This window comes from Parasedimentitalea nitratireducens (assembly GCF_057444295.1).
In genome coordinates this window covers 686,322-707,760 of the sequence record NZ_JBYAXC010000001.1, presented here as the reverse complement: position 1 = coordinate 707,760, position 21,439 = coordinate 686,322, and the positions used below count along the sequence as shown (strand labels likewise).

Here is a 21,439-nt window from a genome sequence, read left to right as displayed (position 1 = left end):
GGAAACCGCATGTTTCTATGATCGAATGGCCCATTGCTCAGATCTGCTTTTTCCCTAATTTGTCTGCTGTTGGTCTGGGGGTCCTCCCTGGCTGCACAGAGTGTGACAGTCTCCACCGTCACCCGCCCGCCATTTTCCCTGGTTGAAAATGGCCGCGATACCGGTTTTTCCATCGAACTGCTTGCCGCATTATCCAAGCGGCTCGATTGGGACGTGAAAATCAACCGTCACGATAGTTTTTCCGATATGCTGGAGCAGGTCAAAGCAGGTGAGGCTGATCTTGCGATTGCCAACATCTCGATTACATCGGCCCGTGAAGTCGAAATGGATTTCAGCCAACCAATCTTTGAAAGCGGCCTGCAAATGATGGTGCCGCTGTCCGATGTGCAGGGGCCATCCCTGGCCAAGGCGCTGCTGTCTTGGGATCTTGCGTTTGCGATTGGCATAGCGTTTCTGCTGTTGCTGGGTGGCGGTATGCTGATGTGGGGATTTGAACGCCGGGCCCAACCCTATTTTGATCGCCCGCTGAAAGAGGCTTGGTTCCCGTCCTTCTGGTGGGCGCTGAATCTAGTGGTCAACGGTGGGTTCGAAGAGCGTGTGCCACGTACGCCGGTGGGGCGCGTGTTTGGCGTGATGCTGGTGTTGTCATCCCTGTTTGTGGTGTCGATCTTTGTGGCCAAGATCACCGCAGTGATGACCGTGGACGCCATCACCGGCTCGGTCAATTCGGTCAATGATCTGTATGGCAAACAGGTTGGCACCATCGAAAACTCCACTGCTGCAGGTTTTCTGGACCGCCGCGATATCGATTACCGTGCTTATGACGGGCTGGAGCCACTCCTGACCGCATTCGAAGAGGGCGACATCCGGGTTGTGGTCTTTGATGCGCCAATTCTGAACTACTATGCCACCCATCAAGGCAGTCATTTCGGCCAGGCCGTTGGCTCGGTCTTTCTAAAAGAAAGCTACGGAATTGCCTTTCCCAGCGGTTCGGATCTGGTTGAAGATGTCAACCGTACCCTGCTTGCCCTGCGCGAAGACGGAACCTATGACAGGATCTACCGTCGCTGGTATGGCGCGCGCAACTGAACACGTTGGCTAAATTGTCAGTGTACGGTGGTGTCTTCGTCGCCGAAAAATGGCGTCATCTGCGCCACGATCACTGAGTTCTCTTCTAGTGCGCGCTGCATCAGCTCGCGCTCTTCTGACCCGATGTCCTGACCCTCAGCCTCGCGGTCAGCCAGTGTGCCATAGCCCGTTACGTCTAGCGGCGCAGTATCAGCCTGCTTCAAAATCGCCACCGTTTCGCGCACAGCCTCGGCTTCATCGATGCCCGAAGCATAGATCATCAGTGCCGCGCCAGTTGCGCCTTTGGGCAGGCCGTCGCCTTCTTTGCGGCCAATCTGAACCACAAGCGTATAGACCTGCTGACGGGATTTCTTTTTCTTTTCCATTTCGCTGCCATACCCCTGCAACCGGGGTGTGGTCAACCAAATGGCTGGACTGGAGACAATAAGCCCATCGGAAAATTATCTTTTTTGAAAGCCATTAAGTTTAGTTGGGCACTGAGACATCATTTTAGGAACATATCGTGCCTACTGCTTCAGAATTGCCCATTGATACTTCCGCCTCAGCTGCTGACATGGCGAACTCTATGTTCGGCAGTGGCATTACCATTGTCAGCGCCAGCTATACCGGCGATTCCTCAGCGTCTGGGGTTTATTCCAACGGCGATGCAACCGCGCCGGATATCACGCCGTCGGATACCGGAGTTATCCTGTCCACAGGCAATGCATCGGATATCACCAACAGCAGCGGTGACGTGAACACATCAGCGTCAACAACAACCGAGCACGACACCAGCGGTGACAGCGACCTTACCGCACTTGCAGGCCAGCAAACTTATGACGCCGCAGTGTTCGAAGCGACTTTTGTCCCCGACGGGTCCACCCTGACTATGCAGATTACCTTCTCGTCCGAGGAGTATCTGGAATACGTCAACGAGGGCTTCAACGATGTCGTGGGCGTCTGGGTCAACGGTGTTCAGGCTGAACTGACGGTTGGCGAAGGCGACATTTCGATCGACAACATCAACGATGGGTCGAACGAAAACCTCTATGTTGATAACGCGCAGTCAGATGACAATTACAACACTGAAATGGACGGGTTCACCGTCACCCTGACGCTCAAGGCGCCGGTCATTCCGGGCGAGGAAAACACCATCAAGATCGGTATCGCTGACGCCGGTGATGCGAAGTATGATTCCAACCTACTGATCGCCGGCGACTCGGTTCAAACGGCCCTGGTTGCCACCGATGACGTGGCCACAGTGTCTGGCGATGGATCGGAAAGCATCGATGTTCTGGGCAATGATGTTGGCCCAACAGGCTCCACTCTGACGATCACTCACATCAATGGCCAACCTGTCAGCGCCGGAGATACAGTCACTCTGGCAACCGGCGAGCAGGTCACATTGAACGCTGACGGCACCTTTGCCATCGTCAATGACGAGGACGAGACAAACACGTTTTCCTACACCGTCGAAGACGATCAGGGAAACACCGATGTCGGGTTTGTCGATGTCACAACAGATACAAGTACGGTCACCCCAGCCTGCTTTGTCGCCGGGACTATGATTGATACCGTTGATGGCCTTGTCCCAGTCGAGCAACTGGAACTGGGCACGATGGTTGTAACTCGAGATCACGGGCCGCAACCCTTGCGCTGGATCGGGCGCAGCCAGCGGAGCGCCAAAGGCGCAGATGCTCCGGTAGTCTTTGCACCCGGCGCGCTGGGCAATCACGACCGCATTGCGCTATCTGCCAACCACCGCGTCCTGATCACTTCAGAACGGGCCGAGCTGCTGTTTGGCCAATCCGAAGTGCTGATCAAGGCCAAGCATTTGGTCAATGACCACTCAATCCGCGTGCAGGCGGATGGTGAGCCGGTGACCTATGTCCATCTGTTGTTTGACCAGCATGAAATCGTCAGTGGCAATGGGCTCGAAAGTGAAAGCTATCACCCAGGTGATGAAACCCTCGATGCCTTTGATGCAGATACCCGGTCCGAGGTTCTGGACCTGATGGAAGACTGGCAAAACTATGGGCCAACCGTACGCCCCAGTCTCAAGGCGCATGAAAGCCAGCTGGTCTTGAAGTCCTAAGCTTCAAATGTCCGGGGTGTTGCGCGCCCAGCGTACGCCCCGGTTACCTGGTGTTTCCCTTTTTATGTCAGTTTACCCAGCGATCATGATCACCGCCCGGCCTGACAAGCCCGGCACTTGGAACCGGGCCCCCTTGTGAAAGGGGCGCTATACGGAGTGCATTTACGCTCGGGGGATAAAGTCCCCGACCACCTCTGCTTTGGCGACGTCGCCACTAGTAACGAACTGAAACTAAAACAAACCAAGTCCGGCAAGATCCGGAACCAGAACGGCGCAGTCACCTGTGCCGGTCAATACCGCGTGCTCATCCGGTATCCGGGGTGAAACGTCATGCGCACAAAAGTAACAGGCTGTTGCTGAAACCAGGTGGTCCGCTCCATCTGGAACAGCGGCGCATTCAGTAGGCAGGTCAGAAATTCAGCCAATTGCTCACTGGCCGCAACGGCAGAAAATGCGATCTCGGCATTGGAAAATGGTACCTCGGCCAGCAACCATTCATTTGGTCCCACGCTTTCAAAATCCGCCTCTGACACCTCGGGAACAGCGGCAATATTGATCCAGCGTTCTTCGAATTGAAATGGCTGGTTATCGGCGTAATGCATGCAGTGCAGGTGCAACACTTGCGCATCACTGGCCAAGCCCAATTGCGACGCCAACCATGCCGGCGCGGCAATCTGCTGCCGTTTGACCAAGGCATAGCGATAGGTGGCGTTCATCTCCTCGACCTGCTGACGCATCACCGCGATGTCGAGCTTGGCCTGTTTCACCGGTGTCACCGCCACCCGCGTGCCGCTCTTGCGTTTGCGATCAATGATTCCGCGTTCGGCCAGCTCCCGCAGTGCCCGGTTCACGGTTGCACGGGCGCAACCAAACTCGGCGGCCAGTTCCAGCTCGGTTGGCAACAGTGCCCCCTGCGGCCAGACCCGATCCTCGATCCGCTTCAGAACTTCGTCGCGGACATCTTGAAAACCGGTCTTTTTTTGCGGCAGCACACGTGGCTCCAATGCTGGTATTAACTCTGGCCTAATGTCATTATGTCTACATTAAACTAAGATTGCAAAGGAACCGTGATGCGCTTTTCGGTGGATGAAATCGCGCCAGAACCATGGAGGAATGGCCGAGGCACAACGCGAGAACTAGCCCAGCGTATGGTTCACGGTCAAATGGCCTGGCGGCTCAGCTTTGCCGACATCACCCAAAACGGCGCCTTTTCGGCTTTTCCGGGTCTATCGCGTATCCACACGATTGCAACGGGGCAGGGGCTGATACTGCGCGGAACTGGTGGTGAACACGTGGCGCAGCCGCGTAAGCCCGTTGAATTCGACGGTGGCCTATCGCTGGACGCGACATTGACCGACGGTCCCTGTCAGGCTTTCAACGTGATCTTTGATCCGCAATTCGTTCAGGCAAAGGCCAGTGTTGTAGACGGCGGGTCGATTGATTTAGAGGGTGGAGAGAACGTCCTGTTTGTCTTAGCCGGCCAGCTGGGCATGGGGCCACTCGGTACATTCGAACAGCACCAAGGTCTGGTTCTGGATACCCCCGCCACCGGAACGCTGTCCGATGACGGGGTGGTTTTACAAATCAACTTTGCCCCGGTTTAAAGCGCCGAAAGCAGGCTGCTGACCGCTTCCTTGTAATTAGCCACGATACTGTCTCGCGCAACATGCCGTCCGCCTTGAACCTGATGACGCCCCGCCGACCACAGGTCGGTAACGGTGTCATCTCCAGCGGCAAAGCACAGCCCGTCCAGAATTTGATCATCACGCAACGCGCATAAGGCAGGAACATCGCTGTCAATCGCCACCAGATCCGCCAGCGCCCCAACCTCGATCCGACCAGCATCACGACCCAGAGCCTGCGCACCGCCTTTGGCTGCGCCCAGATACAGCGCCTCTCCAACGGATCCTTCGCCGGGGATAATCACATTGCGGCTCAGGTCGCGCAGCCGTTGGGAATACTCCAACGTGCGCAGCTCTTCGGGGAGTGAGATCCGAACGTTGGAATCCGACCCAACCCCAAAGGCGCCACCATGGGCCAGATACTCGACCCCGTTAAACGGCCCATCGCCCAAGTTCGCCTCGGTGATCGGACACAGGCCCGCAACCGCGCCAGATTTGGCCATATCGCGGGTCTCGGCGCTGGTCATATGGGTGGCGTGGATCAGGCACCAGTTCTGATCTACCGGTGCATTCTGCAACAGCCACTCCACCGGCCGCGCACCCAGCCAAGCTTGAACGTCTTCAACTTCCTTTGGCTGTTCCGAGATGTGGATATGCACCGGATTGCCAGCCTGAATGTCCAGCACCTGTTGCAGATCTTCGGGGCAGGTGGCGCGCAGGCTGTGGGGGGCGATGCCAACCTTGGCGTCTTTGGGCAGGGTGTTGGCTGCAACCTCGCGGGTTTGCGCAACCAGATCAGAAAACTGATCTACCGAATTGCCAAACCGCAACTGCCCGCCGTTCAGCTCAGTCCGTCCAGCGCCACCATAGCTGTACAGCACCGGCAGATGGGTCAGGCCAATCCCGGTTTCCGAAGCTGCGGCAAACACCCGCTGGCTCAGCTCGCTGACCGCATCATAGCGCTGCCCGCCGGGCTGGTGGTGGACATAGTGGAACTCCCCCACTGAGGCATATCCGGCCTCCTGCATCTCCATAAACACCAGCGCGGCAATCGCCTGATACTGTTCCGGGCTCAGATGCTCGACAAACTGATACATCAATGTGCGCCAGGTCCAGAAACTGTCCCGCCCCGCTGCGCGCACCTCGGTCATCCCGGCCATAGCTCGCTGAAATGTGTGCGAGTGCAGATTGCCCAGTGAGGGCAGTAGGGTATCGACTAGAACATCCCCGACCTCAGCCGTTGCATTGGCTGACAGTGCGGTGATCCGTCCGCTGTCATGGCTCAGCCGCAGATCGTGGACCCAGCCGGAATGGGTATAGGCGCGCTTGGCGAATATTGTCTGCATCTGACCCTCTTATGTATAGACATAATAACTTTAATCCCATACCTTTCCCGCATCAAGAGATTTGCGAGGGCGCAATGACGCAACCATCCAACTACGTTCTGACACAGGCAAAATTGGCCACCATGACCCCCGAATCAGAGCCCTATGGTCTGGTTCCTGCGGGGGCCGTGGCGGTGTCGGACGGCTCCATTCAGTGGGCGGGGCCAGAATCAGAACTGCCAGCGAGCTATGCCAAATGGGAAACCCGCGATCTGGATGGGCGACTTGTGACCCCGGCGCTGATCGACTGTCACACCCATGTGGTGTTTGGCGGCGACCGCGCGATGGAATTCGAAATGCGCCTGAACGGAGCGTCGTATGAGGAAGTCGCCCGTGCCGGGGGCGGCATTGTTTCGACTGTATCCGCCACCCGTTCGGCCTCGTTGGACGAGCTGGTCAATTCAGCTCTGCCACGTCTGGACGCGCTGATTGCCGAGGGCACCACTGTGGTCGAAGTGAAATCGGGCTATGGGCTAGACCGCGAGACTGAGCTGAACATGTTGCGCGCCGCCCGCCGTCTGGGTGAACTGCGCCCGGTTCAGATCAAAACAACCTTCCTTGGCGCCCATGCCACCCCAGCCGAGTACAAGGGCAGGGATGACGCCTATATTGACGAAGTCTGCATCCCAACCCTGCACGCCGCCCATGCCGAGGGGCTGGTCGATGCGGTGGATGGCTTCTGCGAGGGTATTGCCTTTATGCCCGACCAGATCGAGCGGGTGTTCAAGGTGGCGCAAGAACTGGGCATTCCGGTGAAACTCCACGCCGAACAGTTGAGCCATCAGGGCGGCACCCTGCTAGCCGCAAAATATGGCGCGCTGTCGGTGGATCATGTTGAATACGCCACCGAAGACGACGCCAAGGCCATGGCCCAGTCAGGCTCGGTTGCCGTTATCCTGCCCGGAGCCTTCTACACCATCCGCGAAACCCAGGCTCCGCCGATTGAGCATTTCCGCAGCCACGGCGTGCCCATGGCATTGGCCACCGATTGCAACCCGGGCTCCTCGCCCATGACCTCGCTATTGTTGACCATGAACATGGGCTGCACCCTGTTCCGGATGACGCCTGAGGAGGCGCTGGCCGGTGTCACCTGCAACGCCGCACAGGCGCTGGGCCTGACAGATGCGGGCCAAATCGCCCCCGGCATGCGCGCAGATCTGGCGGTTTGGGATGTGCAGACGCCAGCCGAACTTTCTTATCGTATCGGGTTCAACCCGCTTCACTCTCGTATCTATCAAGGTGAACTATGATCTCACTTCTTCCCGGCGCGGTGACTTTGACCACGCTCAACGATGTCTACCGAAACCAGACCCCGGCGCAGCTGAGCGACAGCGCCCGCCCGGATGTCGAAGCCGCCGCCGAAATGGTTGCCAAGGCCGCCGCTGGCGACGAAGCGGTGTATGGAATCAATACCGGCTTTGGCAAACTCGCCAGCAAGAAGATTGCGCCCAAGGACACCGCCACCCTGCAGCGCAACCTGATCCTGTCGCATTGCTGTGGCGTGGGTGAGCCGCTGCCCGAAGACAAAACCCGCCTGATGATGACACTGAAACTGCTGTCACTGGGGCGTGGGGCATCGGGCGTGCGCTGGCTGGTGATTGATCAGATCGAACAGATGTTGGCGCACGGTGTGATCCCGGTGATCCCCTCGCAGGGCTCGGTTGGCGCGTCGGGTGACCTCGCCCCGCTGGCGCATATGGCTGCGGCCATGATTGGCGCAGGTGAGGCGACATTTGATGGCCAGCGTATGTCTAGCGCTGAGGCATTGAAAAAGGCCGGGTTAGAGCCGATTGTGCTGGGCCCGAAAGAGGGTCTTGGCCTGATCAACGGCACCCAGTTCTCCACCGCCTGCGCGCTGGCTGGTCTGTTTGATGCCTGGCGCATGGCCGAGGCCTCGATGGTGATTGCCTCGCTGACCACCGATGCCATCATGGGGTCCACCGCGCCGCTTTTGGCTGACATCCATTCCTTGCGTGGACATGCTGGGCAGATCGACGTGGCCCGCGAAATGCGGGCCATCATGGATGGATCAGAGATCCGCGAAAGCCACCGCGAAGATGACACCCGCGTGCAGGATCCATACTGCATCCGCTGCCAGCCACAGGTGGTAGGCGCAGCGCTGGATGTGCTGCGCATGGCCGCTGGAACGTTAGAAATCGAAGCTAACGCCGTCACCGATAATCCGCTGGTTTTGGTGAACGAGGGGCGCATCGTATCAGGCGGTAACTTCCACGCCGAATATGTTGGCTTTGCCGCTGATCAGATCGCGCTGGCCGTGGCCGAAATCGGAGCCATCGCCCAACGTCGCGTGGCGCTGATGGTGGACCCAACACTTAGCTACGACTTGCCGCCGTTCCTGACCCCTGATCCTGGCCTGAATTCGGGTTTTATGATCGCCGAAGTCACCACCGCCGCGCTGATGAGCGAGAACAAGCACCTCGCCAACCCTTGTGTGACCGACAGCACGCCGACATCCGCCAACCAAGAGGACCACGTGTCGATGGCGGCCCATGGTGCCCTGCGCCTGACCAAGATGAACGCCAACCTGTCGGTTATTTTGGGGGTTGAGATGCTGTGCTCGGCGCAGGGGGTTGAGGCTCGCGCGCCGCTGGCAACCTCGGCCAAGCTGCAAGACGTGATTGCACTGCTGCGGGGCGAGGTGCCAACTTTGGGCGAGGATCGTTATTTGGCGCCTGAGATCGAAATCGCCAGCCAGATGGTGCGCGACGGGCAGGTGGCACAGGCTGCCGCACTCGAGGTGGCGAAATGATCGAAGTCACCCAAGGTGGCAGCCCACTGGTGCTGGGCCTGCCCCATACCGGCACCGATGTCCCGCCCGAGGTCTGGGAGAACCTGAACGAAACCGGCCGTGCGCTGGCTGATACCGATTGGCATATCCACACGCTGTATGACGGCGTGGTTGATGACGTCACCACCGTGCGCACGCCGATCCACCGCTATGTGATTGATGTGAACCGCGACCCGGCTGGGGTAAGCCTGTACCCCGGTCAGAACACCACCACCCTGTGCCCGCTCACGGATTTTGACGGGCAGGGGATCTATCGGGATGGTGCTGAACCGGACGAGGCAGAAATCATCCGCCGCCGCGATACCTATCACGCGCCGTATCACGCCGCGCTGACGGCCGAACTGGAACGGGTCAAGGCCATCCACGGCTTTGCCATCCTCTATGATAGCCACTCGATCCGGGGTGACATCCCGTTCCTGTTCGATGGTCGTCTGCCAGATTTCAACGTGGGCACTAACCTTGGCACCACCTGTGACGCGGCGATCGAGGCGATGACCGTGGCCCATTGTGCGGCGGCCGAGGGTTACACTTCGGTGCTGAATGGTCGCTTCAAAGGCGGATGGACCACCCGCCACTATGGCCGCCCGGCCGAAGGCCTGCACGCGATCCAGATGGAACTGGCGCAGGCGACCTATTGCCTGGAAACCCCGCCCTGGACCTATCAACCTGAGCCCGCAAACAAATTGCGCGCCCATCTCACCCGAATTTTGACCGATCTTCAGACATGGAGGCCCGCAGCATGAGCGATCCCCGCAAGAACACCCGCGACATCTACCCCCCAACCGGCACTGAGATCACCGCCAAATCCTGGCTGACCGAAGCGCCGATGCGGATGATGATGAACAACCTGCACCCTGATGTGGCCGAAAACCCGCACGAGCTGGTGGTTTACGGCGGCATTGGCCGCGCTGCGCGCACTTGGAAAGACTTCGACATGATCGTCGAAAGCCTGCGCAATCTGGACGAAGACCAGACCCTGTTGGTGCAGTCGGGCAAGCCGGTTGGCGTGTTCCAGACCCATAAGGATGCGCCGCGCGTGCTGATCGCCAATTCGAACCTGGTGCCACATTGGGCCAACTGGGACCACTTCAACGAGCTCGATAAAAAGGGTCTGATGATGTACGGCCAGATGACTGCTGGCTCGTGGATCTACATCGGAACCCAGGGTATTGTGCAGGGCACCTATGAAACCTTTGCCGAGGCGGGCCGCCAGCACTTTGGCGGTGACCTGACAGGTAAATGGATCCTGACCGGTGGTCTGGGCGGCATGGGCGGCGCGCAGCCTTTGGCGGCTGTGTTCGCTGGCGCCTGTTGTCTGGCGGTAGAGTGTAACCCTGACAGCATCGACTTCCGCCTGCGCACCAAATACCTGGACGAAAAGGCCGAAACTCTGGACGAAGCGCTGGAAATGATCGAGCGTTGGACCGCCGCGGGTGAAGCGAAATCGGTTGGCCTGCTGGGCAATGCCGCCGATGTGTTTGCGGAACTGGTGGAACGCGCCAAGACTGGTGGCACCCGCCCTGACATCGTGACCGACCAGACCTCGGCCCACGACCCAGTGAATGGCTACCTGCCGCAGAACTGGACCATGGCACAGTGGAAAGACATGCGCGAAAAAGACCCTAAAGCAGTGGAAACGGCCGCCCGCGCCAGCATGAAGGTGCAGGTTGAGGCGATGTGCGAGTTCCACGCCATGGGTGTGCCCACGGTGGATTACGGAAACAACATCCGCCAGATGGCGCTGGAGGAAGGGCTGGAAAATGCATTTGATTTCCCCGGATTTGTGCCTGCTTATATTCGCCCGCTGTTCTGCCGTGGCATTGGCCCGTTCCGCTGGGCTGCGCTGTCCGGCGACCCCGAGGATATTCGCAAAACCGACGCCAAGATGAAGGAGCTGTTTCCTGACAACACAGACCTGCATCGCTGGCTGGATATGGCGCAAGAGCGCATTGCCTTCCAAGGCCTGCCCGCACGCATTTGCTGGATTGGTTTGGGGGATCGCCACAAGGCTGGGCTGGCGTTCAACGAAATGGTCCGCAATGGGGAACTGTCGGCACCAGTTGTGATTGGTCGTGATCACCTTGATTCCGGATCGGTTGCCTCGCCTAATCGTGAAACTGAATCGATGAAGGATGGATCGGATGCGGTTTCAGATTGGCCGCTGCTCAACGCGCTGCTGAACACCGCATCCGGTGCGACCTGGGTGTCGCTTCACCACGGCGGCGGCGTCGGCATGGGCTTCTCGCAGCACTCAGGCGTGGTGATATGCTGTGACGGCACCGAGGACGCCGACCGCCGCGTTGGTCGCGTGTTGTGGAATGACCCAGCCACCGGTGTCATGCGCCACGCAGATGCGGGCTATGACATCGCCAAGGATTGCGCCCGCGAGCATGGCTTGAACCTGCCGGGCATTCTGTAAGCTGGCAAGAAGCTAACCTACCAAAAGAAAACGCGCCCCTGAGGGCGCGTTTTTTTGCATTCAGGCTTAGCGAGATATTAGTCGCGCAGCAGCTCGTTGATTCCAGTTTTTGAACGGGTCTTGGCGTCAACACGCTTCACAATCACCGCGCAGTACAGGCTGACGCCGTTCTTGGATGGCATCGAGCCGGACACAACAACCGAGTAGGGTGGCACTTCGCCATACATGACTTCGCCGGTTTCACGATCAACGATCTTGGTCGACTGACCGATGTAGACGCCCATGCCCAGAACCGAGCCTTCGCGCACGATGCAGCCTTCAACCACTTCGGAACGGGCACCGATAAAGCAGTTGTCCTCAATAATGGTTGGGCCAGCCTGCATGGGTTCCAGCACGCCGCCGATGCCAACGCCGCCCGACAGGTGCACGTTTCTACCGATTTGAGCGCAGGAACCAACAGTGGCCCAGGTGTCAACCATGGTGCCTTCGTCCACATAGGCGCCGAGATTTACAAAGGATGGCATCAGTACAACGCCGGGGGCGACAAAGGCGGATTTGCGAACGATGGCATTTGGCACCGAACGAAAGCCAGCGGCCTTGTATTCGGCTTCTCCCCAGCCGGCAAATTTGCTGTCGACCTTATCCCACCAGCTGGAGCCCTGCGGGCCGCCTGATTGCAATTCCATGTCTTTGATGCGGAAGCCCAGCAGAACAGCCTTCTTGGCCCACTGGTTCACATGCCAGTCGCCGCTCTCCAATTTCTCGGCAACCCGCAGGCTGCCGCTGTCGAGGGCGTTCAGTGTGGCCTCGATCGCGTCACGTTGCTCACCCTTGGTGGCAGGGGAGATGGTGTCGCGCGCCTCCCAGGCGGCTTCGATCGCGGTTTCCAGCTGGGCGTTGGACATGGTGTAAGCTCCGAAAACAGATTGGTTCGGGCTTTCATAGCGGCAATTTTTGGTCAGGTCATTGCTGTATTGCGGCAATTCCGGTGTTGTTGGCAGCAAATTCGCGGAATTTCCGCGATTCTTGTAAATCCGAAATCCCGGGAAGGACCTTCAGCGCATCACGGAGAGACTTTTCGCTGTAGTTTTGTGGTGCAGGCACATTGCGACTTAACAACCTGTCCAGCATTCCCCGTTTGTGGCGGATGAAGATCTGTGCGTCGCAATGGTCGGGACCAAAAGCTACCTGACAACCAACCAAATAGGTGGTCCCATTCTTTCGAGCCTGAAATTTCCACATATTGTTTTCAAACTCTGCTTGGTCGCAGTCAAATCCTGCGGAGAACAGGCCAGGCTGCACGGCATCCAAAAGGGCCTTTTCGCAAATTGCCTGGCTTGATTCAGCGCTTAAATCGGGCGCGTGGCCGTACCCGGTTGCGGTGAAAGAAAAACAATACATCAATGACTACCTCAAATTTGACTTGGCACAACCATGACGAATGGTTTTGTCAGAAATGTGGCAACCTTGAGTTTACTGTACCCTACGTAAATGTCGGCGCAGAATTTCGCAGGCGGCGGTGGCGTCGCGGCGGCTCATGGCCTGGATAATTGCGGCGTGATCCTTGTCGGTGCGGCGGGTCCAGCGGTGTTTCCAGTTGGCAAACAGATGCCGGGCCGAGGCGATGTGCAGATCGTCGATCGTTGAGAGTAGCCGGGGCATGGCGCAAGGCGTCAAGATAATCCGGTGAAATTTGCGGTTGAGCAGCTCCCAATCCATCATGTTATCTGCCTCGTCACAGGCAAGACGCGCGGCATCGGCTGTGTCCAGATCATCCGGGGTCAGATTGGCAACGGCATGGGTTAGCGCCAAAATCTCAAGCGACACACGCATTTCGATAACTTCGCGGATCTCTCCCGGATCCAATGCCGTTACCCGTGTGCCGCGCCGTGGGATCGATTGGGCCAATCCATGGGCCTCAAGCCGCAACAGGGCCTCGCGCACCGGGACGTGGCTGGTGTCAAACTCGCGAGCGATATGATCTTGGCGCAGTTTTTCACCTGCTGGCAGGTCGCCAGCGACAATGCGGTCGCTGAGGCTTTGATAGATGGAGTCGGCGATTGTTGCAGTCATAGATAATAGATAAAATCCAACTCACCGGGCCGCAAGACCTATCCCAGCGGATCCGGTGCGATATTTCCGCCGCAAATCAAAACCGCGACACGTTCATTCGGGGCACGGCGGTAGGCACCTGACATCAAGGCAGCCAAGGCGGCGGCACCGGCGGGTTCAACCAGTATTCTCTGATTCCGCCACAGGGCAGCCTGCGCGTCGATGATTGCCACGTCGGGCACCGTGATCGATGTAATGTTCTGCGTCACTGCAAGATCGAAACAGATGCTACCGATGCGTTTTGCGCCAAGTGCATTGGCAGCCACGCCGGAGACCTCAACATCTACCGGTGCTTTGTTCGCAAGGGCGGCGTTTAAGGCGCAGGAGGTTTCCGGCTCGACCGCGACAATCTTCTTAGCCCCATTGAACCAGGCCATCGCGCCACCAATCAACCCACCACCACCAACCGCGATAATCACGGTATCGGCCTGTAACCCCTGCGCCTGCCATTCGGCAAAACAGGTGCCTTGGCCCGCAACGGTGCCGGGTGCGTCATAGGCGTGGACCTGCATCGCGCCGGTCTCAGCCTCGTACTGTTGCGCCAGCTCCAGTGCGTTGGCATAGGCGCCAGCGACCACTTGCAGGTCAGCGCCAGAGTTCTTGATCAGAGAAATTTTGGCGGGGCCAGCCATTTCAGGCACATAAATACGCGCCGGGTGGCCCAGTTTATGGGCGGCATACCCTACCGCAGCACCGTGATTGCCACCAGATGCTGCAACCAGGCCTGCGGCGGGTACATCTTGGCTTAGCAGGGTATTGAACGCGCCACGTGCCTTGAAACTGCCGGTGTGCTGCATGTGCTCTAACTTCAGCTCAACCGGGTTATTCAAACCCAGGCAATCAATCTGCATCGTGGGCGTGACTTGGATATGGCCGGTTATGCGCTTTGCAGCGGCCTCAATTTCGGTTTTCCAATCCATTTCACGCGCCTTTGCCTAGTGTTGCGGCGATGGACCTTATAGGCTGAAAGAAAACAAGCAAGCAGGATCCCATTATGAAAGACGACCGTCACAGCCGATTTCGCGATGCCCATTCTGATCGGGACCGGGCCGAACATGTGCCCTCGACCCCGCAGAGTGACTCTCCGGCTTATCGGTTGGCCTTTGCGGATGAGGATTTCCTGTGCCGGGATGAGCTGCGGCCAGTGCGGTTGCAGCTGGAGCTGCTGAAGCCAGAGCTGCTGCTGGATGAGCGTGGGATTGAGAGCACTATCGTGATGTTTGGCGGTGCGCGCATTCCTGATCCGGTGAAAAAGGATCAGGCGCGGACCCAGACTCTCGCGGATCTGTCCGAGTTTTATGACGAGGCGCGCGAATTCGCCAAGTTGATGACTGAAAAGTCGATTGAAACCGGCGGGCGCGAACATGTGATCGTGACAGGAGGTGGCCCCGGTGTGATGGAGGCTGGCAACCGTGGCGCGCTGGATGCGGGTGGAGCGTCAATCGGGCTGAGTATTGTGCTGCCGCACGAGCAGGCACCAAATGAGTATGTGACCCCGGATCTGAGCTTCAACTTCCACTACTTCGCCATCCGCAAGATGCATTTCCTGATGCGGGCGCGGGCGATTTGTGTGTTCCCCGGTGGCTTTGGCACCATGGACGAGCTGTTTGAAAGCCTGACGCTGATCCAAACTGGCCGTATGGAACGGGTGCCGTTCCTGCTGTTTGGCAAGGAGTTCTGGGAAAAGGTGATCAATTGGGACGCGCTGGCGGATGCCGGCACAATTTCGGATCAGGATTTGGACCTGTTCCGGTTTGTTGATACCGCGCAAGAGGCGATGGAGCTCATTGAAAACTGGGAGCCCGCACCGCCGCGCGATAATCTTCCTGGGCGGGAGAAATAGTCCGCCGCAAATCTATTCTGCAATCAAAGGTCTGTGTTGGTATCAAGCCATGTCTGTCGGCAAAACACCCAGTTCAACACCTTGGGTCAAGCTGGTCAGCACCTGTGCGCCGCTCACGTCTTTGATTGCATATCCATAGCCTTTGAGGCGGAATTTCCACTCACGCGCGCTTAGTGCTTTTGTTCTCTCGTCACGTACCAAAGCCAGTACGCCGTCTTCGATCATGCTGCCGCCGATATCTGCCTGTGTCATTTTCAGTTCTCCTGATTTCGATTGTTCTCAGGATGGAAACTGATTGTTCAGCATGGCGGAAATTTACCGGAATTGAGGAAAGTTTGAGGCAAATGAGGCGGGCTGCCTTATGGGTGAAAGAAGGGTAAAGTTTTGTTAAATTGTTACATTTTGAAATTGACTGTATACTGAACTGGTTCACTCACTGGAATTTGCACGCGTTTTTACCTTTGTTTAGCCTCGCCCCATGAAACACTCCAAACTTCACGGTGTTGCTCACAATTTTGCTGACTCTCTTTCTGGGGGGCTTAGCTTTGTCGTGCCACATCATGCTATTCACACAAACATTTATGCCGAGGCAGCCGCGAATGACGATGGGTTTTTGGTTGCTGATTTTTTGAGCGGGCAGGTGGAAGGCGCGTTACCCGAGGGGGACGCCGAATCCACCATTCCCTTGTTCAAAAACGCGTTCCCGGAATTTTGCGAAAAACACGGTGTTGATGTCTCAGACTACAGTGCGTTTCTGGTGCGTTTCTTTTCTGACCACAGAGGCTACGGCTATGTCATTACAATTCAGGATCGCGACGGGCGACGCACGTCGCGTGAGTACCATAGGGGCAATGGCAAGCGATCAAAAGTTTTGGACGAACTCGGTAGGATGCGCCCAAAGCATTTCTCTGCCCCTTTGGACTGACGGCAAATACCGTAAAAGACTTGTGACGGGGTAGTCGGAGCAAATGTTGCGCTGCCCGGTTTGACGCCGGGCAGTGCCAAGTTTGATTTAGGCGTTAGCCCTAGCTCAGCTCGAAATCCCGGCCTCGGCTGCGATCTGCTTGCGGCTTTTGCGGGCGCGTTCGGTGGCTGACTTCAACTGCCCACAGGCCGCCATGATATCTTCGCCACGGGGGCGGCGAATGGGCGAGGCATAGCCGGCGTCATGAATGATATCGGCAAAGGTGTGGATCCGGTTGTTCGAGCTGCGCTTGTACGGCGCACCTGGCCATTCGTTGAACGGGATCAGGTTGATCTTGGCCGGGATGCCCTTGATCAGTTTGACCAGACGATGAGCGTCTTCTTTGCTATCGTTCACGCGGTCCAGCATCACATATTCAAAGGTGATCCGTTCTGAATTCGACAGGCGCGGATAAGCGCGCAGGGCTTCAAGCAGCGCCTCGATGTTCCAGCGTTTGTTGATTGGGACCAGTTTGTCGCGCACTTCGTCGGTGGTCGCGTGGAACGACACTGCCAGCAGGCAGCCAATTTCATCGGCTGTTCGAATGATCTCGGGAACAACGCCAGACGTGGACAGGGTGATCCGGCGACGGCTAAGCTGGATACCTTCGGGATCCATAGCGATATTCATCGCGTCGCGAACGTTTTCAAAGTTATACAGCGGCTCGCCCATACCCATCAGCACGATGTTCGACAGCAGCCGGGTGCGGTCGTCTGACCGTGTGCCGGGCACCGGCCATTCGTCCAGATCGTCGCGCGCCATCATCACCTGTCCGATGATTTCAGCCGAGGTCAGGTTGCGCACCAATTTTTGGGTGCCAGTGTGGCAGAATGAGCATGTCAGGGTGCAGCCAACCTGAGACGAGATGCACAGCGTGCCGCGATCGGTCTCGGGGATATAGACCACCTCAACCTCGTGCCCGCCGGCAATACGCACCAGATACTTGCGGGTGCCATCCTCGGACACCTGCTTGGTGATCACTTCGGGGATCTCGATGACGCAGTGCTCGGCCAGGTCCGCTCGCAGCGCTTTGGACAAGTTGGTCATGTCGGCAAAGTCGCGTTTGCCCCACTGGTAGATCCACTGCCAGATCTGCCCAACCCGCATCTTGGCCTGCTTTTCTTTGGTGCCCAGCTTGATCAGCGTTTCCCGCAACTGCTCGCGCGTTTGGCCGACAAGGTTGATCTTACCGCCCTCGGGCTGTTTGCGAGGAATGGTAACTACGTCTTGGGTGATCGGTGCGTCGGCGGTCATGGCAGGGACTCGGTGCTATTAGGGCAGATGCGGCTCTATATAGGAGTTTGCACCAAGATCAAAAGATTTCGAGCAATATCGTTACCATCGCGCCGATTTGAGAACGCGCTGGGCTAATCTGGCCGGAGTGTAAAAACAAAGTTCCGGACTCTTGCGAAACCGGAACTCAGATAATTCTGTGGGGTCGTTTATTGAGCGCAGCGTTTGTCGGCGTCTTCGACTGCTGCAGTAAAGCCCAGCAACGAGAAGCTATCTTGTGTTTGTGTGCCACGTGCCGACCGTGCTGTCAGAATAGCCTTAGATCCCCGTTTCATCGCGGTGATGATCTTGGCGTCATCAGCTTCGGTTGCTGGCCAGGCCCATTCACCTTCGGTGAACAGCTCATACTCGGACTCGCCAACTTTCATATTCACAGTCGACCCCGGCGCAAAGGGATAGCCCCCGGTAAAGGTCACCTGGCCATTGGCGACACCGTCCGGTCGATAGAACACAAAAAGCTGAATTTCACTGCGGCGCACAGCCACGACACGACCGTCGCGGGTGTTCACCGATTCCTTGGGTGCTGAAACGCCCCAGCATTCTAAAGGGTCCGCTCCCTGAAAAACACTCCAGTCCACGTTGGCTGCAACGCGGTTGGTGCTTTGTGGGGTTTGTGCAGTTGCTGTGGTGGCGGCTATACCAGCCAGACACAGACCCACAATAACGTGGGCAAATTTCGATGCCATTTGTCCCGACTCCAAGACTGTCATTACCTCAATTGCGCAAAAGTGCCTGCGGCGTTGAAGTCACCGTCTTTGCCTGCTGCTCTCGCGTGTTGACACAACCATACTAACGTCATTAGCACCACTGGTGAAAGAGCGATTGGCAGGAATTTGCCAAGAAAAGGGATCAGAATCATGATAAAACCCGTTCCAATGGCCGAAATCTGGCGTGGCCAGCTTTTGGAGAGCCTGCATCTGGGGCACGCTGTTGTCTGCGACGACACCGGCCAAGTGGTGCGCAGTTGGGGGGATCCAGACGCTGTGATCTACCCGCGCAGCTCTGCCAAGATGATCCAGGCGCTGCCACTGATCACATCCGGTGCGGCGGAAAAGTTTGGCTTGAACAGCGAACAACTTGCGCTGGCCTGTGCCTCGCACAATGGGGCCGAGATCCACACAAGCCGGGTTAATTCCTGGCTGTCTCAACTGGGGTTGAGCGACAGTGATTTCCGTTGTGGTCCGCAGCTGCCTGATGACGTTCCAGCCCGAAATGGGTTGATCAAAACAGACACCAGCCCTTGTCAGGTTCACAACAACTGTTCCGGTAAACACGCCGGGTTCCTGACGCTGGCGCAGCATATGGGGGCCGGTCCTGAATATGTTGAAATGGACCACCCGGTGCAGCAGGCCTGTTTGTCGGCGTTTGAGGAAACCACCGGGCAGGATAGCCCCTGTTACGGGATCGATGGTTGCTCGGCACCAAACTTTGCCACCACGGTAACGGGTCTGGCGCGGTCGATGGCTTGGTTTGCCTCGGCTGCGGATCGGTCGGATCGATCCTCCGGAGCGGCGCAGCAACTGGTTGCAGCGATGACCGCGCACCCTGATCTGGTGGCTGGCGAAACTCGTGCCTGTACCAACCTGATGCGCGCCATGGGTGGCAAAGTGGCAATCAAGACCGGAGCCGAGGCCGTGTTCATTGCCATCATTCCAGAGAAACGTCTGGGTGTTGCTCTGAAAATTGCCGATGGGGCCACCCGTGCCAGCGAATGCGCGATTGCGGCTATTCTGGTGTCATTGGGGGTTTTGGATGCCACTCATCCGGAAACGGTCAAATACATGAATGCGCCGATCCTGAACCGTCGCGGTATTAGTTGCGGCGTCGTTCGGCCAACAACAGAACTGTTGTTCTGATCGTGACAACGCCCGGCGAAAGCGCCGGGCGATTTGCTTACATTTCCAGAATTTCGGCGACTTCCACCGACCCACTGTGATCTTGCACCATTGGACATCCCTTGGCGATTTCACAGGCGGCTTCGATGCTTTCGGCTGCAACCACGGAATAGCCGGACAAGGGGTTGGCGCCACCGTCGTCGGCAATGTGACTGTCATCGACTGTTTTGGACATACCTAGCGGTGCGCCAGGGACGATCAGGTCGTCGCCCATGGTGCCGAACCAGGCGTTCCATTGGGCCATGACCTTTTCCCCTTCTTCAGGTGATTCTGGCTTCTTGCCGCCGTGATAGGCAAAAATGAACTGGGACATTACTGTTTCCTTTCCTTGTGCAGTCGGGGTGAAAGTAAGGTAGTGTTCAGTTGATATTTGTCGCCAATTTGTGCAGCGACGAAGTCCAGCCTTGCTCGTGGCGGGCGCTGATGTCGTCATCTCCCAGCTCGCGGTGATCAATGACCAGTCGTGCGCCAGAATCATTGGCAACCACCGTAAAGGTCACATGGCTTTCGCTATCGCGCTGATCATTTTCATCATGCCAGCCCCAGGTGAAGCCAACGGACGTTGGGGCGTCCACATGGGTCACATGTCCTGAGACCTTGAACTGCTGGCCTTCACCGTTCCGCATGATCGAGTACCATGGGCCTGTACGGCTGAAATCAAGTTCATGCACGGGCACGTCCATGCCCTCGGGGCCCCACCATTTCAGCAGTTTTTCCGGCGTGCTAATCCATTGAAACAATCGATCAGGGGTGACCGAAAAGTCTCGCTCCAACCTTAGGTCGGTCATATGTTGTCCTCCATCATCGCCGCTTCGAGTCGGTCCAGGCTGCTTTCCCAGAACTCGTGCTTTGATTTGGTCCATGTTGCTATAAGTTGCAGTCCTTCGGGGCGGGCGGAATACAGCCGCCGCGTGCCGTCGGCGCGTTGCTGGATCAAACCAGCCTGGCGTAGGACTTTCAAATGTCGTGAAATCGCCGGGGCCGAGATGCCCGAGCCGCGTACCAGATCCCCGGCCGGCAGTTCGCCGTGGTCCATCAACTGCTCAACAATCGACATGCGGGTTTCATCAGCCAAAGCGGAAAAAGATTTCAATAGTGGTGTCATGATATAATGTTAACCTAAGAGTTAATTAATGCAAGAGTTAATTAAAATGGGTCGTCCAGGCAGTATTAGCTTAGATCATATCCCAAAGGAGTTTGAGTGCTAGTGAGACAGATGTAACAACGAGAAGCGGCTTGATTATCCGCGCCCCTTTGTTCTGTGCGACCTTGGCGCCAACAACAGCACCGCCAATTTGTGCAACCCCCATGGCAAGTCCGGTGAACCACCACGGTGTTGCTACCAGGGCAAAGGCCAGCAAAGCGCCAGCGTTGGAAGCAAAGTTCAGCAATTTGGTATGGGCGGTAGCCTTTAGAATGCCGTAGCCTGCCATAGAAACAAATGCGAGCATGTAGAAACTGCCTGCACCCGGCCCCAGCAATCCATCATAGGCGCCGCAAAGCGGGACCATGGTGGCGGCAAACACCAGTGGCGTCATGCGGCGATGGCGATCCATGTCGCCCAGTCCCTTTTTGGTGGCAAAGAAGACTGCGATACCAATCAGCAGAACCGGCAAGATCATTCGGATCCAGCCTGTGGGCAGAACCGTGACCAGCAGCGCCCCGGCAATCGAGGCCGCAAAAGCGATAAGCGCCGGGCCTGCCTGTTCCCGCAGGTTCACGTGCCCGCCGCGCGCATAGGCAAGCGCCGCAGTGCCAGCGCCGAACAGACCTTGGATTTTGTTGGTGGCCAGAGCGGTGATCGGGTTGGCCCCGGCCAGCAGCAGAATCGGTACTGTAACCAGCCCACCACCACCGGCAACGGCATCCATGAACCCAGCGACAAACCCTGCTGCCAATAACAGCAATAGGGTCTCAAAACCCACTTCTAGCAT

Annotated in this window: 24 protein-coding genes; 10 read left to right on the top strand and 14 right to left on the bottom strand. The window is 57.4% G+C overall.

What is annotated here, in order from left to right:
- The first annotated feature begins 33 nt into the window (after positions 1-33).
- Positions 34-1,089, top strand: a complete 1,056-nt coding sequence (locus AC2T28_RS03595; protein ID WP_486747574.1) for a transporter substrate-binding domain-containing protein — start codon at positions 34-36, stop codon at positions 1,087-1,089.
- Between the two features lie 17 nt (positions 1,090-1,106).
- Here the strand turns inward: AC2T28_RS03595 and AC2T28_RS03590 are convergent, their stop codons facing one another.
- Positions 1,107-1,454: a hypothetical protein gene (locus AC2T28_RS03590; protein ID WP_486747573.1), complete on the bottom strand. Its 348-nt coding sequence runs from the start codon at positions 1,452-1,454 to the stop codon at positions 1,107-1,109.
- A 137-nt stretch (positions 1,455-1,591) separates the two neighbouring features.
- On the opposite strand from AC2T28_RS03590, the gene AC2T28_RS03585 reads away from it, so the two are divergent.
- Entirely contained in the window at positions 1,592-3,163 is a 1,572-nt protein-coding gene (locus tag AC2T28_RS03585) for a choice-of-anchor L domain-containing protein (protein WP_486747572.1), read from the top strand.
- 290 nt (positions 3,164-3,453) lie between these two features.
- Here AC2T28_RS03585 and hutC read toward each other — a convergent pair whose 3' ends face one another.
- Complete coding sequence (hutC, locus tag AC2T28_RS03580) at positions 3,454-4,155, bottom strand: histidine utilization transcriptional repressor HutC (RefSeq protein WP_486747571.1); 702 nt, start codon at positions 4,153-4,155, stop codon at positions 3,454-3,456.
- Positions 4,156-4,233: 78 nt separating this feature from the next.
- Between hutC and AC2T28_RS03575 the strand changes: the two genes are divergently transcribed.
- The gene (locus AC2T28_RS03575; protein WP_486747570.1) at positions 4,234-4,767 is read left to right on the top strand and encodes a HutD/Ves family protein; all 534 of its coding nucleotides are present in this window, start codon (positions 4,234-4,236) and stop codon (positions 4,765-4,767) included.
- Here AC2T28_RS03575 and AC2T28_RS03570 read toward each other — a convergent pair.
- Entirely contained in the window at positions 4,764-6,131 is a 1,368-nt protein-coding gene (locus AC2T28_RS03570; RefSeq protein WP_486747569.1) for a formimidoylglutamate deiminase, read from the bottom strand. The genes AC2T28_RS03575 and AC2T28_RS03570 overlap by 4 nt on opposite strands.
- 122 nt (positions 6,132-6,253) lie before the next feature.
- Here AC2T28_RS03570 and hutI point away from each other — a divergent pair, with 122 nt between their 5' ends.
- The 4 genes from hutI to hutU are packed head-to-tail and all read left to right on the top strand — an operon-like array spanning position 6,254 to position 11,398.
- Positions 6,254-7,420 carry an imidazolonepropionase gene (gene hutI, locus AC2T28_RS03565; protein WP_486747568.1) on the top strand — a complete coding sequence of 389 codons (1,167 nt, stop codon included), beginning with the start codon at positions 6,254-6,256 and terminating at the stop codon, positions 7,418-7,420.
- Positions 7,417-8,940: a histidine ammonia-lyase gene (hutH, locus tag AC2T28_RS03560; protein ID WP_486747567.1), complete on the top strand. Its 1,524-nt coding sequence runs from the start codon at positions 7,417-7,419 to the stop codon at positions 8,938-8,940. The genes hutI and hutH overlap by 4 nt, the downstream gene beginning before the upstream one ends.
- Positions 8,937-9,722, top strand: coding sequence for an N-formylglutamate deformylase (hutG, locus tag AC2T28_RS03555; RefSeq protein ID WP_486747566.1), 786 nt, complete (start codon positions 8,937-8,939; stop codon positions 9,720-9,722). The genes hutH and hutG overlap by 4 nt, the downstream gene beginning before the upstream one ends.
- The gene (gene hutU, locus AC2T28_RS03550) at positions 9,719-11,398 is read left to right on the top strand and encodes a urocanate hydratase (RefSeq protein ID WP_486747565.1); all 1,680 of its coding nucleotides are present in this window, start codon (positions 9,719-9,721) and stop codon (positions 11,396-11,398) included. The genes hutG and hutU overlap by 4 nt, the downstream gene beginning before the upstream one ends.
- A gap of 77 nt (positions 11,399-11,475) precedes the next feature.
- Here hutU and dapD read toward each other — a convergent pair whose 3' ends face one another.
- The 4 genes from dapD to AC2T28_RS03530 all read right to left on the bottom strand — a co-directional run bounded on the left by dapD (position 11,476) and on the right by AC2T28_RS03530 (position 14,430).
- Entirely contained in the window at positions 11,476-12,303 is an 828-nt protein-coding gene (dapD, locus tag AC2T28_RS03545; RefSeq protein ID WP_486747564.1) for a 2,3,4,5-tetrahydropyridine-2,6-dicarboxylate N-succinyltransferase, read from the bottom strand.
- Positions 12,304-12,361: 58 nt separating this feature from the next.
- Positions 12,362-12,799, bottom strand: coding sequence for a hypothetical protein (locus AC2T28_RS03540; protein WP_486747563.1), 438 nt, complete (start codon positions 12,797-12,799; stop codon positions 12,362-12,364).
- Positions 12,800-12,871: 72 nt separating this feature from the next.
- Complete coding sequence (locus tag AC2T28_RS03535) at positions 12,872-13,471, bottom strand: GntR family transcriptional regulator (RefSeq protein WP_486747562.1); 600 nt, start codon at positions 13,469-13,471, stop codon at positions 12,872-12,874.
- Positions 13,472-13,509: 38 nt separating this feature from the next.
- The gene (locus AC2T28_RS03530) at positions 13,510-14,430 is read right to left on the bottom strand and encodes a threonine/serine dehydratase (protein ID WP_486747561.1); all 921 of its coding nucleotides are present in this window, start codon (positions 14,428-14,430) and stop codon (positions 13,510-13,512) included.
- A 74-nt stretch (positions 14,431-14,504) separates the two neighbouring features.
- Here AC2T28_RS03530 and AC2T28_RS03525 point away from each other — a divergent pair, with 74 nt between their 5' ends.
- Positions 14,505-15,353 carry an LOG family protein gene (locus AC2T28_RS03525; protein ID WP_486747560.1) on the top strand — a complete coding sequence of 283 codons (849 nt, stop codon included), beginning with the start codon at positions 14,505-14,507 and terminating at the stop codon, positions 15,351-15,353.
- Between the two features lie 42 nt (positions 15,354-15,395).
- Here the strand turns inward: AC2T28_RS03525 and AC2T28_RS03520 are convergent, their stop codons facing one another.
- Positions 15,396-15,605, bottom strand: a complete 210-nt coding sequence (locus AC2T28_RS03520; RefSeq protein WP_486747559.1) for a hypothetical protein — start codon at positions 15,603-15,605, stop codon at positions 15,396-15,398.
- 226 nt (positions 15,606-15,831) lie between these two features.
- Between AC2T28_RS03520 and AC2T28_RS03515 the strand changes: the two genes are divergently transcribed.
- Positions 15,832-16,278, top strand: coding sequence for a hypothetical protein (locus tag AC2T28_RS03515; protein ID WP_486747558.1), 447 nt, complete (start codon positions 15,832-15,834; stop codon positions 16,276-16,278).
- Between the two features lie 105 nt (positions 16,279-16,383).
- Here the strand turns inward: AC2T28_RS03515 and rlmN are convergent, their stop codons facing one another.
- On the bottom strand, positions 16,384-17,571 hold the full coding sequence (rlmN, locus tag AC2T28_RS03510; protein WP_486747557.1) for a dual-specificity RNA methyltransferase RlmN: 1,188 nt from the start codon (positions 17,569-17,571) through the stop codon (positions 16,384-16,386).
- 188 nt (positions 17,572-17,759) lie between these two features.
- Positions 17,760-18,296, bottom strand: a complete 537-nt coding sequence (locus AC2T28_RS03505) for an invasion associated locus B family protein (protein ID WP_486747556.1) — start codon at positions 18,294-18,296, stop codon at positions 17,760-17,762.
- 171 nt (positions 18,297-18,467) lie between these two features.
- On the opposite strand from AC2T28_RS03505, the gene AC2T28_RS03500 reads away from it, so the two are divergent.
- Positions 18,468-19,466: an asparaginase gene (locus AC2T28_RS03500; RefSeq protein WP_486747555.1), complete on the top strand. Its 999-nt coding sequence runs from the start codon at positions 18,468-18,470 to the stop codon at positions 19,464-19,466.
- 37 nt (positions 19,467-19,503) lie between these two features.
- Here AC2T28_RS03500 and AC2T28_RS03495 read toward each other — a convergent pair whose 3' ends face one another.
- The 4 genes from AC2T28_RS03495 to AC2T28_RS03480 all read right to left on the bottom strand — a co-directional run bounded on the left by AC2T28_RS03495 (position 19,504) and on the right by AC2T28_RS03480 (position 21,439).
- Positions 19,504-19,818, bottom strand: a complete 315-nt coding sequence (locus AC2T28_RS03495; protein ID WP_486747554.1) for a YciI family protein — start codon at positions 19,816-19,818, stop codon at positions 19,504-19,506.
- A gap of 46 nt (positions 19,819-19,864) precedes the next feature.
- Complete coding sequence (locus AC2T28_RS03490) at positions 19,865-20,293, bottom strand: SRPBCC family protein (RefSeq protein WP_486747553.1); 429 nt, start codon at positions 20,291-20,293, stop codon at positions 19,865-19,867.
- Complete coding sequence (locus AC2T28_RS03485; RefSeq protein WP_486747552.1) at positions 20,290-20,610, bottom strand: ArsR/SmtB family transcription factor; 321 nt, start codon at positions 20,608-20,610, stop codon at positions 20,290-20,292. Before AC2T28_RS03485 ends, AC2T28_RS03490 begins: the two co-directional genes overlap by 4 nt.
- Positions 20,611-20,680: 70 nt before the next feature.
- Positions 20,681-21,439: a TSUP family transporter gene (locus tag AC2T28_RS03480; RefSeq protein WP_486747551.1), complete on the bottom strand. Its 759-nt coding sequence runs from the start codon at positions 21,437-21,439 to the stop codon at positions 20,681-20,683.

Bases quoted from the DNA above. Each gene is read 5' to 3' on its own strand.
- AC2T28_RS03520 (WP_486747559.1), bottom strand. From the start codon at position 15,605: ATGACACAGGCAGATATCGGCGGCAGCATGATCGAAGACGGCGTACTG.
- AC2T28_RS03535 (WP_486747562.1), bottom strand. From the start codon at position 13,471: ATGACTGCAACAATCGCCGACTCCATCTATCAAAGCCTCAGCGACCGC.
- AC2T28_RS03490 (WP_486747553.1), bottom strand. From the start codon at position 20,293: ATGACCGACCTAAGGTTGGAGCGAGACTTTTCGGTCACCCCTGATCGA.
- hutI (WP_486747568.1), top strand. From the start codon at position 6,254: ATGACCCCCGAATCAGAGCCCTATGGTCTGGTTCCTGCGGGGGCCGTG.
- AC2T28_RS03570 (WP_486747569.1), bottom strand. From the start codon at position 6,131: ATGCAGACAATATTCGCCAAGCGCGCCTATACCCATTCCGGCTGGGTC.
- AC2T28_RS03480 (WP_486747551.1), bottom strand. From the start codon at position 21,439: ATGCTAGAAGTGGGTTTTGAGACCCTATTGCTGTTATTGGCAGCAGGG.
- hutH (WP_486747567.1), top strand. From the start codon at position 7,417: ATGATCTCACTTCTTCCCGGCGCGGTGACTTTGACCACGCTCAACGAT.
- AC2T28_RS03540 (WP_486747563.1), bottom strand. From the start codon at position 12,799: ATGTATTGTTTTTCTTTCACCGCAACCGGGTACGGCCACGCGCCCGAT.
- AC2T28_RS03515 (WP_486747558.1), top strand. From the start codon at position 15,832: ATGAAACACTCCAAACTTCACGGTGTTGCTCACAATTTTGCTGACTCT.
- hutU (WP_486747565.1), top strand. From the start codon at position 9,719: ATGAGCGATCCCCGCAAGAACACCCGCGACATCTACCCCCCAACCGGC.
- AC2T28_RS03590 (WP_486747573.1), bottom strand. From the start codon at position 1,454: ATGGAAAAGAAAAAGAAATCCCGTCAGCAGGTCTATACGCTTGTGGTT.
- AC2T28_RS03505 (WP_486747556.1), bottom strand. From the start codon at position 18,296: ATGGCATCGAAATTTGCCCACGTTATTGTGGGTCTGTGTCTGGCTGGT.
- AC2T28_RS03530 (WP_486747561.1), bottom strand. From the start codon at position 14,430: ATGGATTGGAAAACCGAAATTGAGGCCGCTGCAAAGCGCATAACCGGC.
- hutG (WP_486747566.1), top strand. From the start codon at position 8,937: ATGATCGAAGTCACCCAAGGTGGCAGCCCACTGGTGCTGGGCCTGCCC.
- AC2T28_RS03500 (WP_486747555.1), top strand. From the start codon at position 18,468: ATGATAAAACCCGTTCCAATGGCCGAAATCTGGCGTGGCCAGCTTTTG.
- rlmN (WP_486747557.1), bottom strand. From the start codon at position 17,571: ATGACCGCCGACGCACCGATCACCCAAGACGTAGTTACCATTCCTCGC.
- AC2T28_RS03525 (WP_486747560.1), top strand. From the start codon at position 14,505: ATGAAAGACGACCGTCACAGCCGATTTCGCGATGCCCATTCTGATCGG.
- AC2T28_RS03495 (WP_486747554.1), bottom strand. From the start codon at position 19,818: ATGTCCCAGTTCATTTTTGCCTATCACGGCGGCAAGAAGCCAGAATCA.
- AC2T28_RS03575 (WP_486747570.1), top strand. From the start codon at position 4,234: ATGCGCTTTTCGGTGGATGAAATCGCGCCAGAACCATGGAGGAATGGC.
- AC2T28_RS03485 (WP_486747552.1), bottom strand. From the start codon at position 20,610: ATGACACCACTATTGAAATCTTTTTCCGCTTTGGCTGATGAAACCCGC.
- dapD (WP_486747564.1), bottom strand. From the start codon at position 12,303: ATGTCCAACGCCCAGCTGGAAACCGCGATCGAAGCCGCCTGGGAGGCG.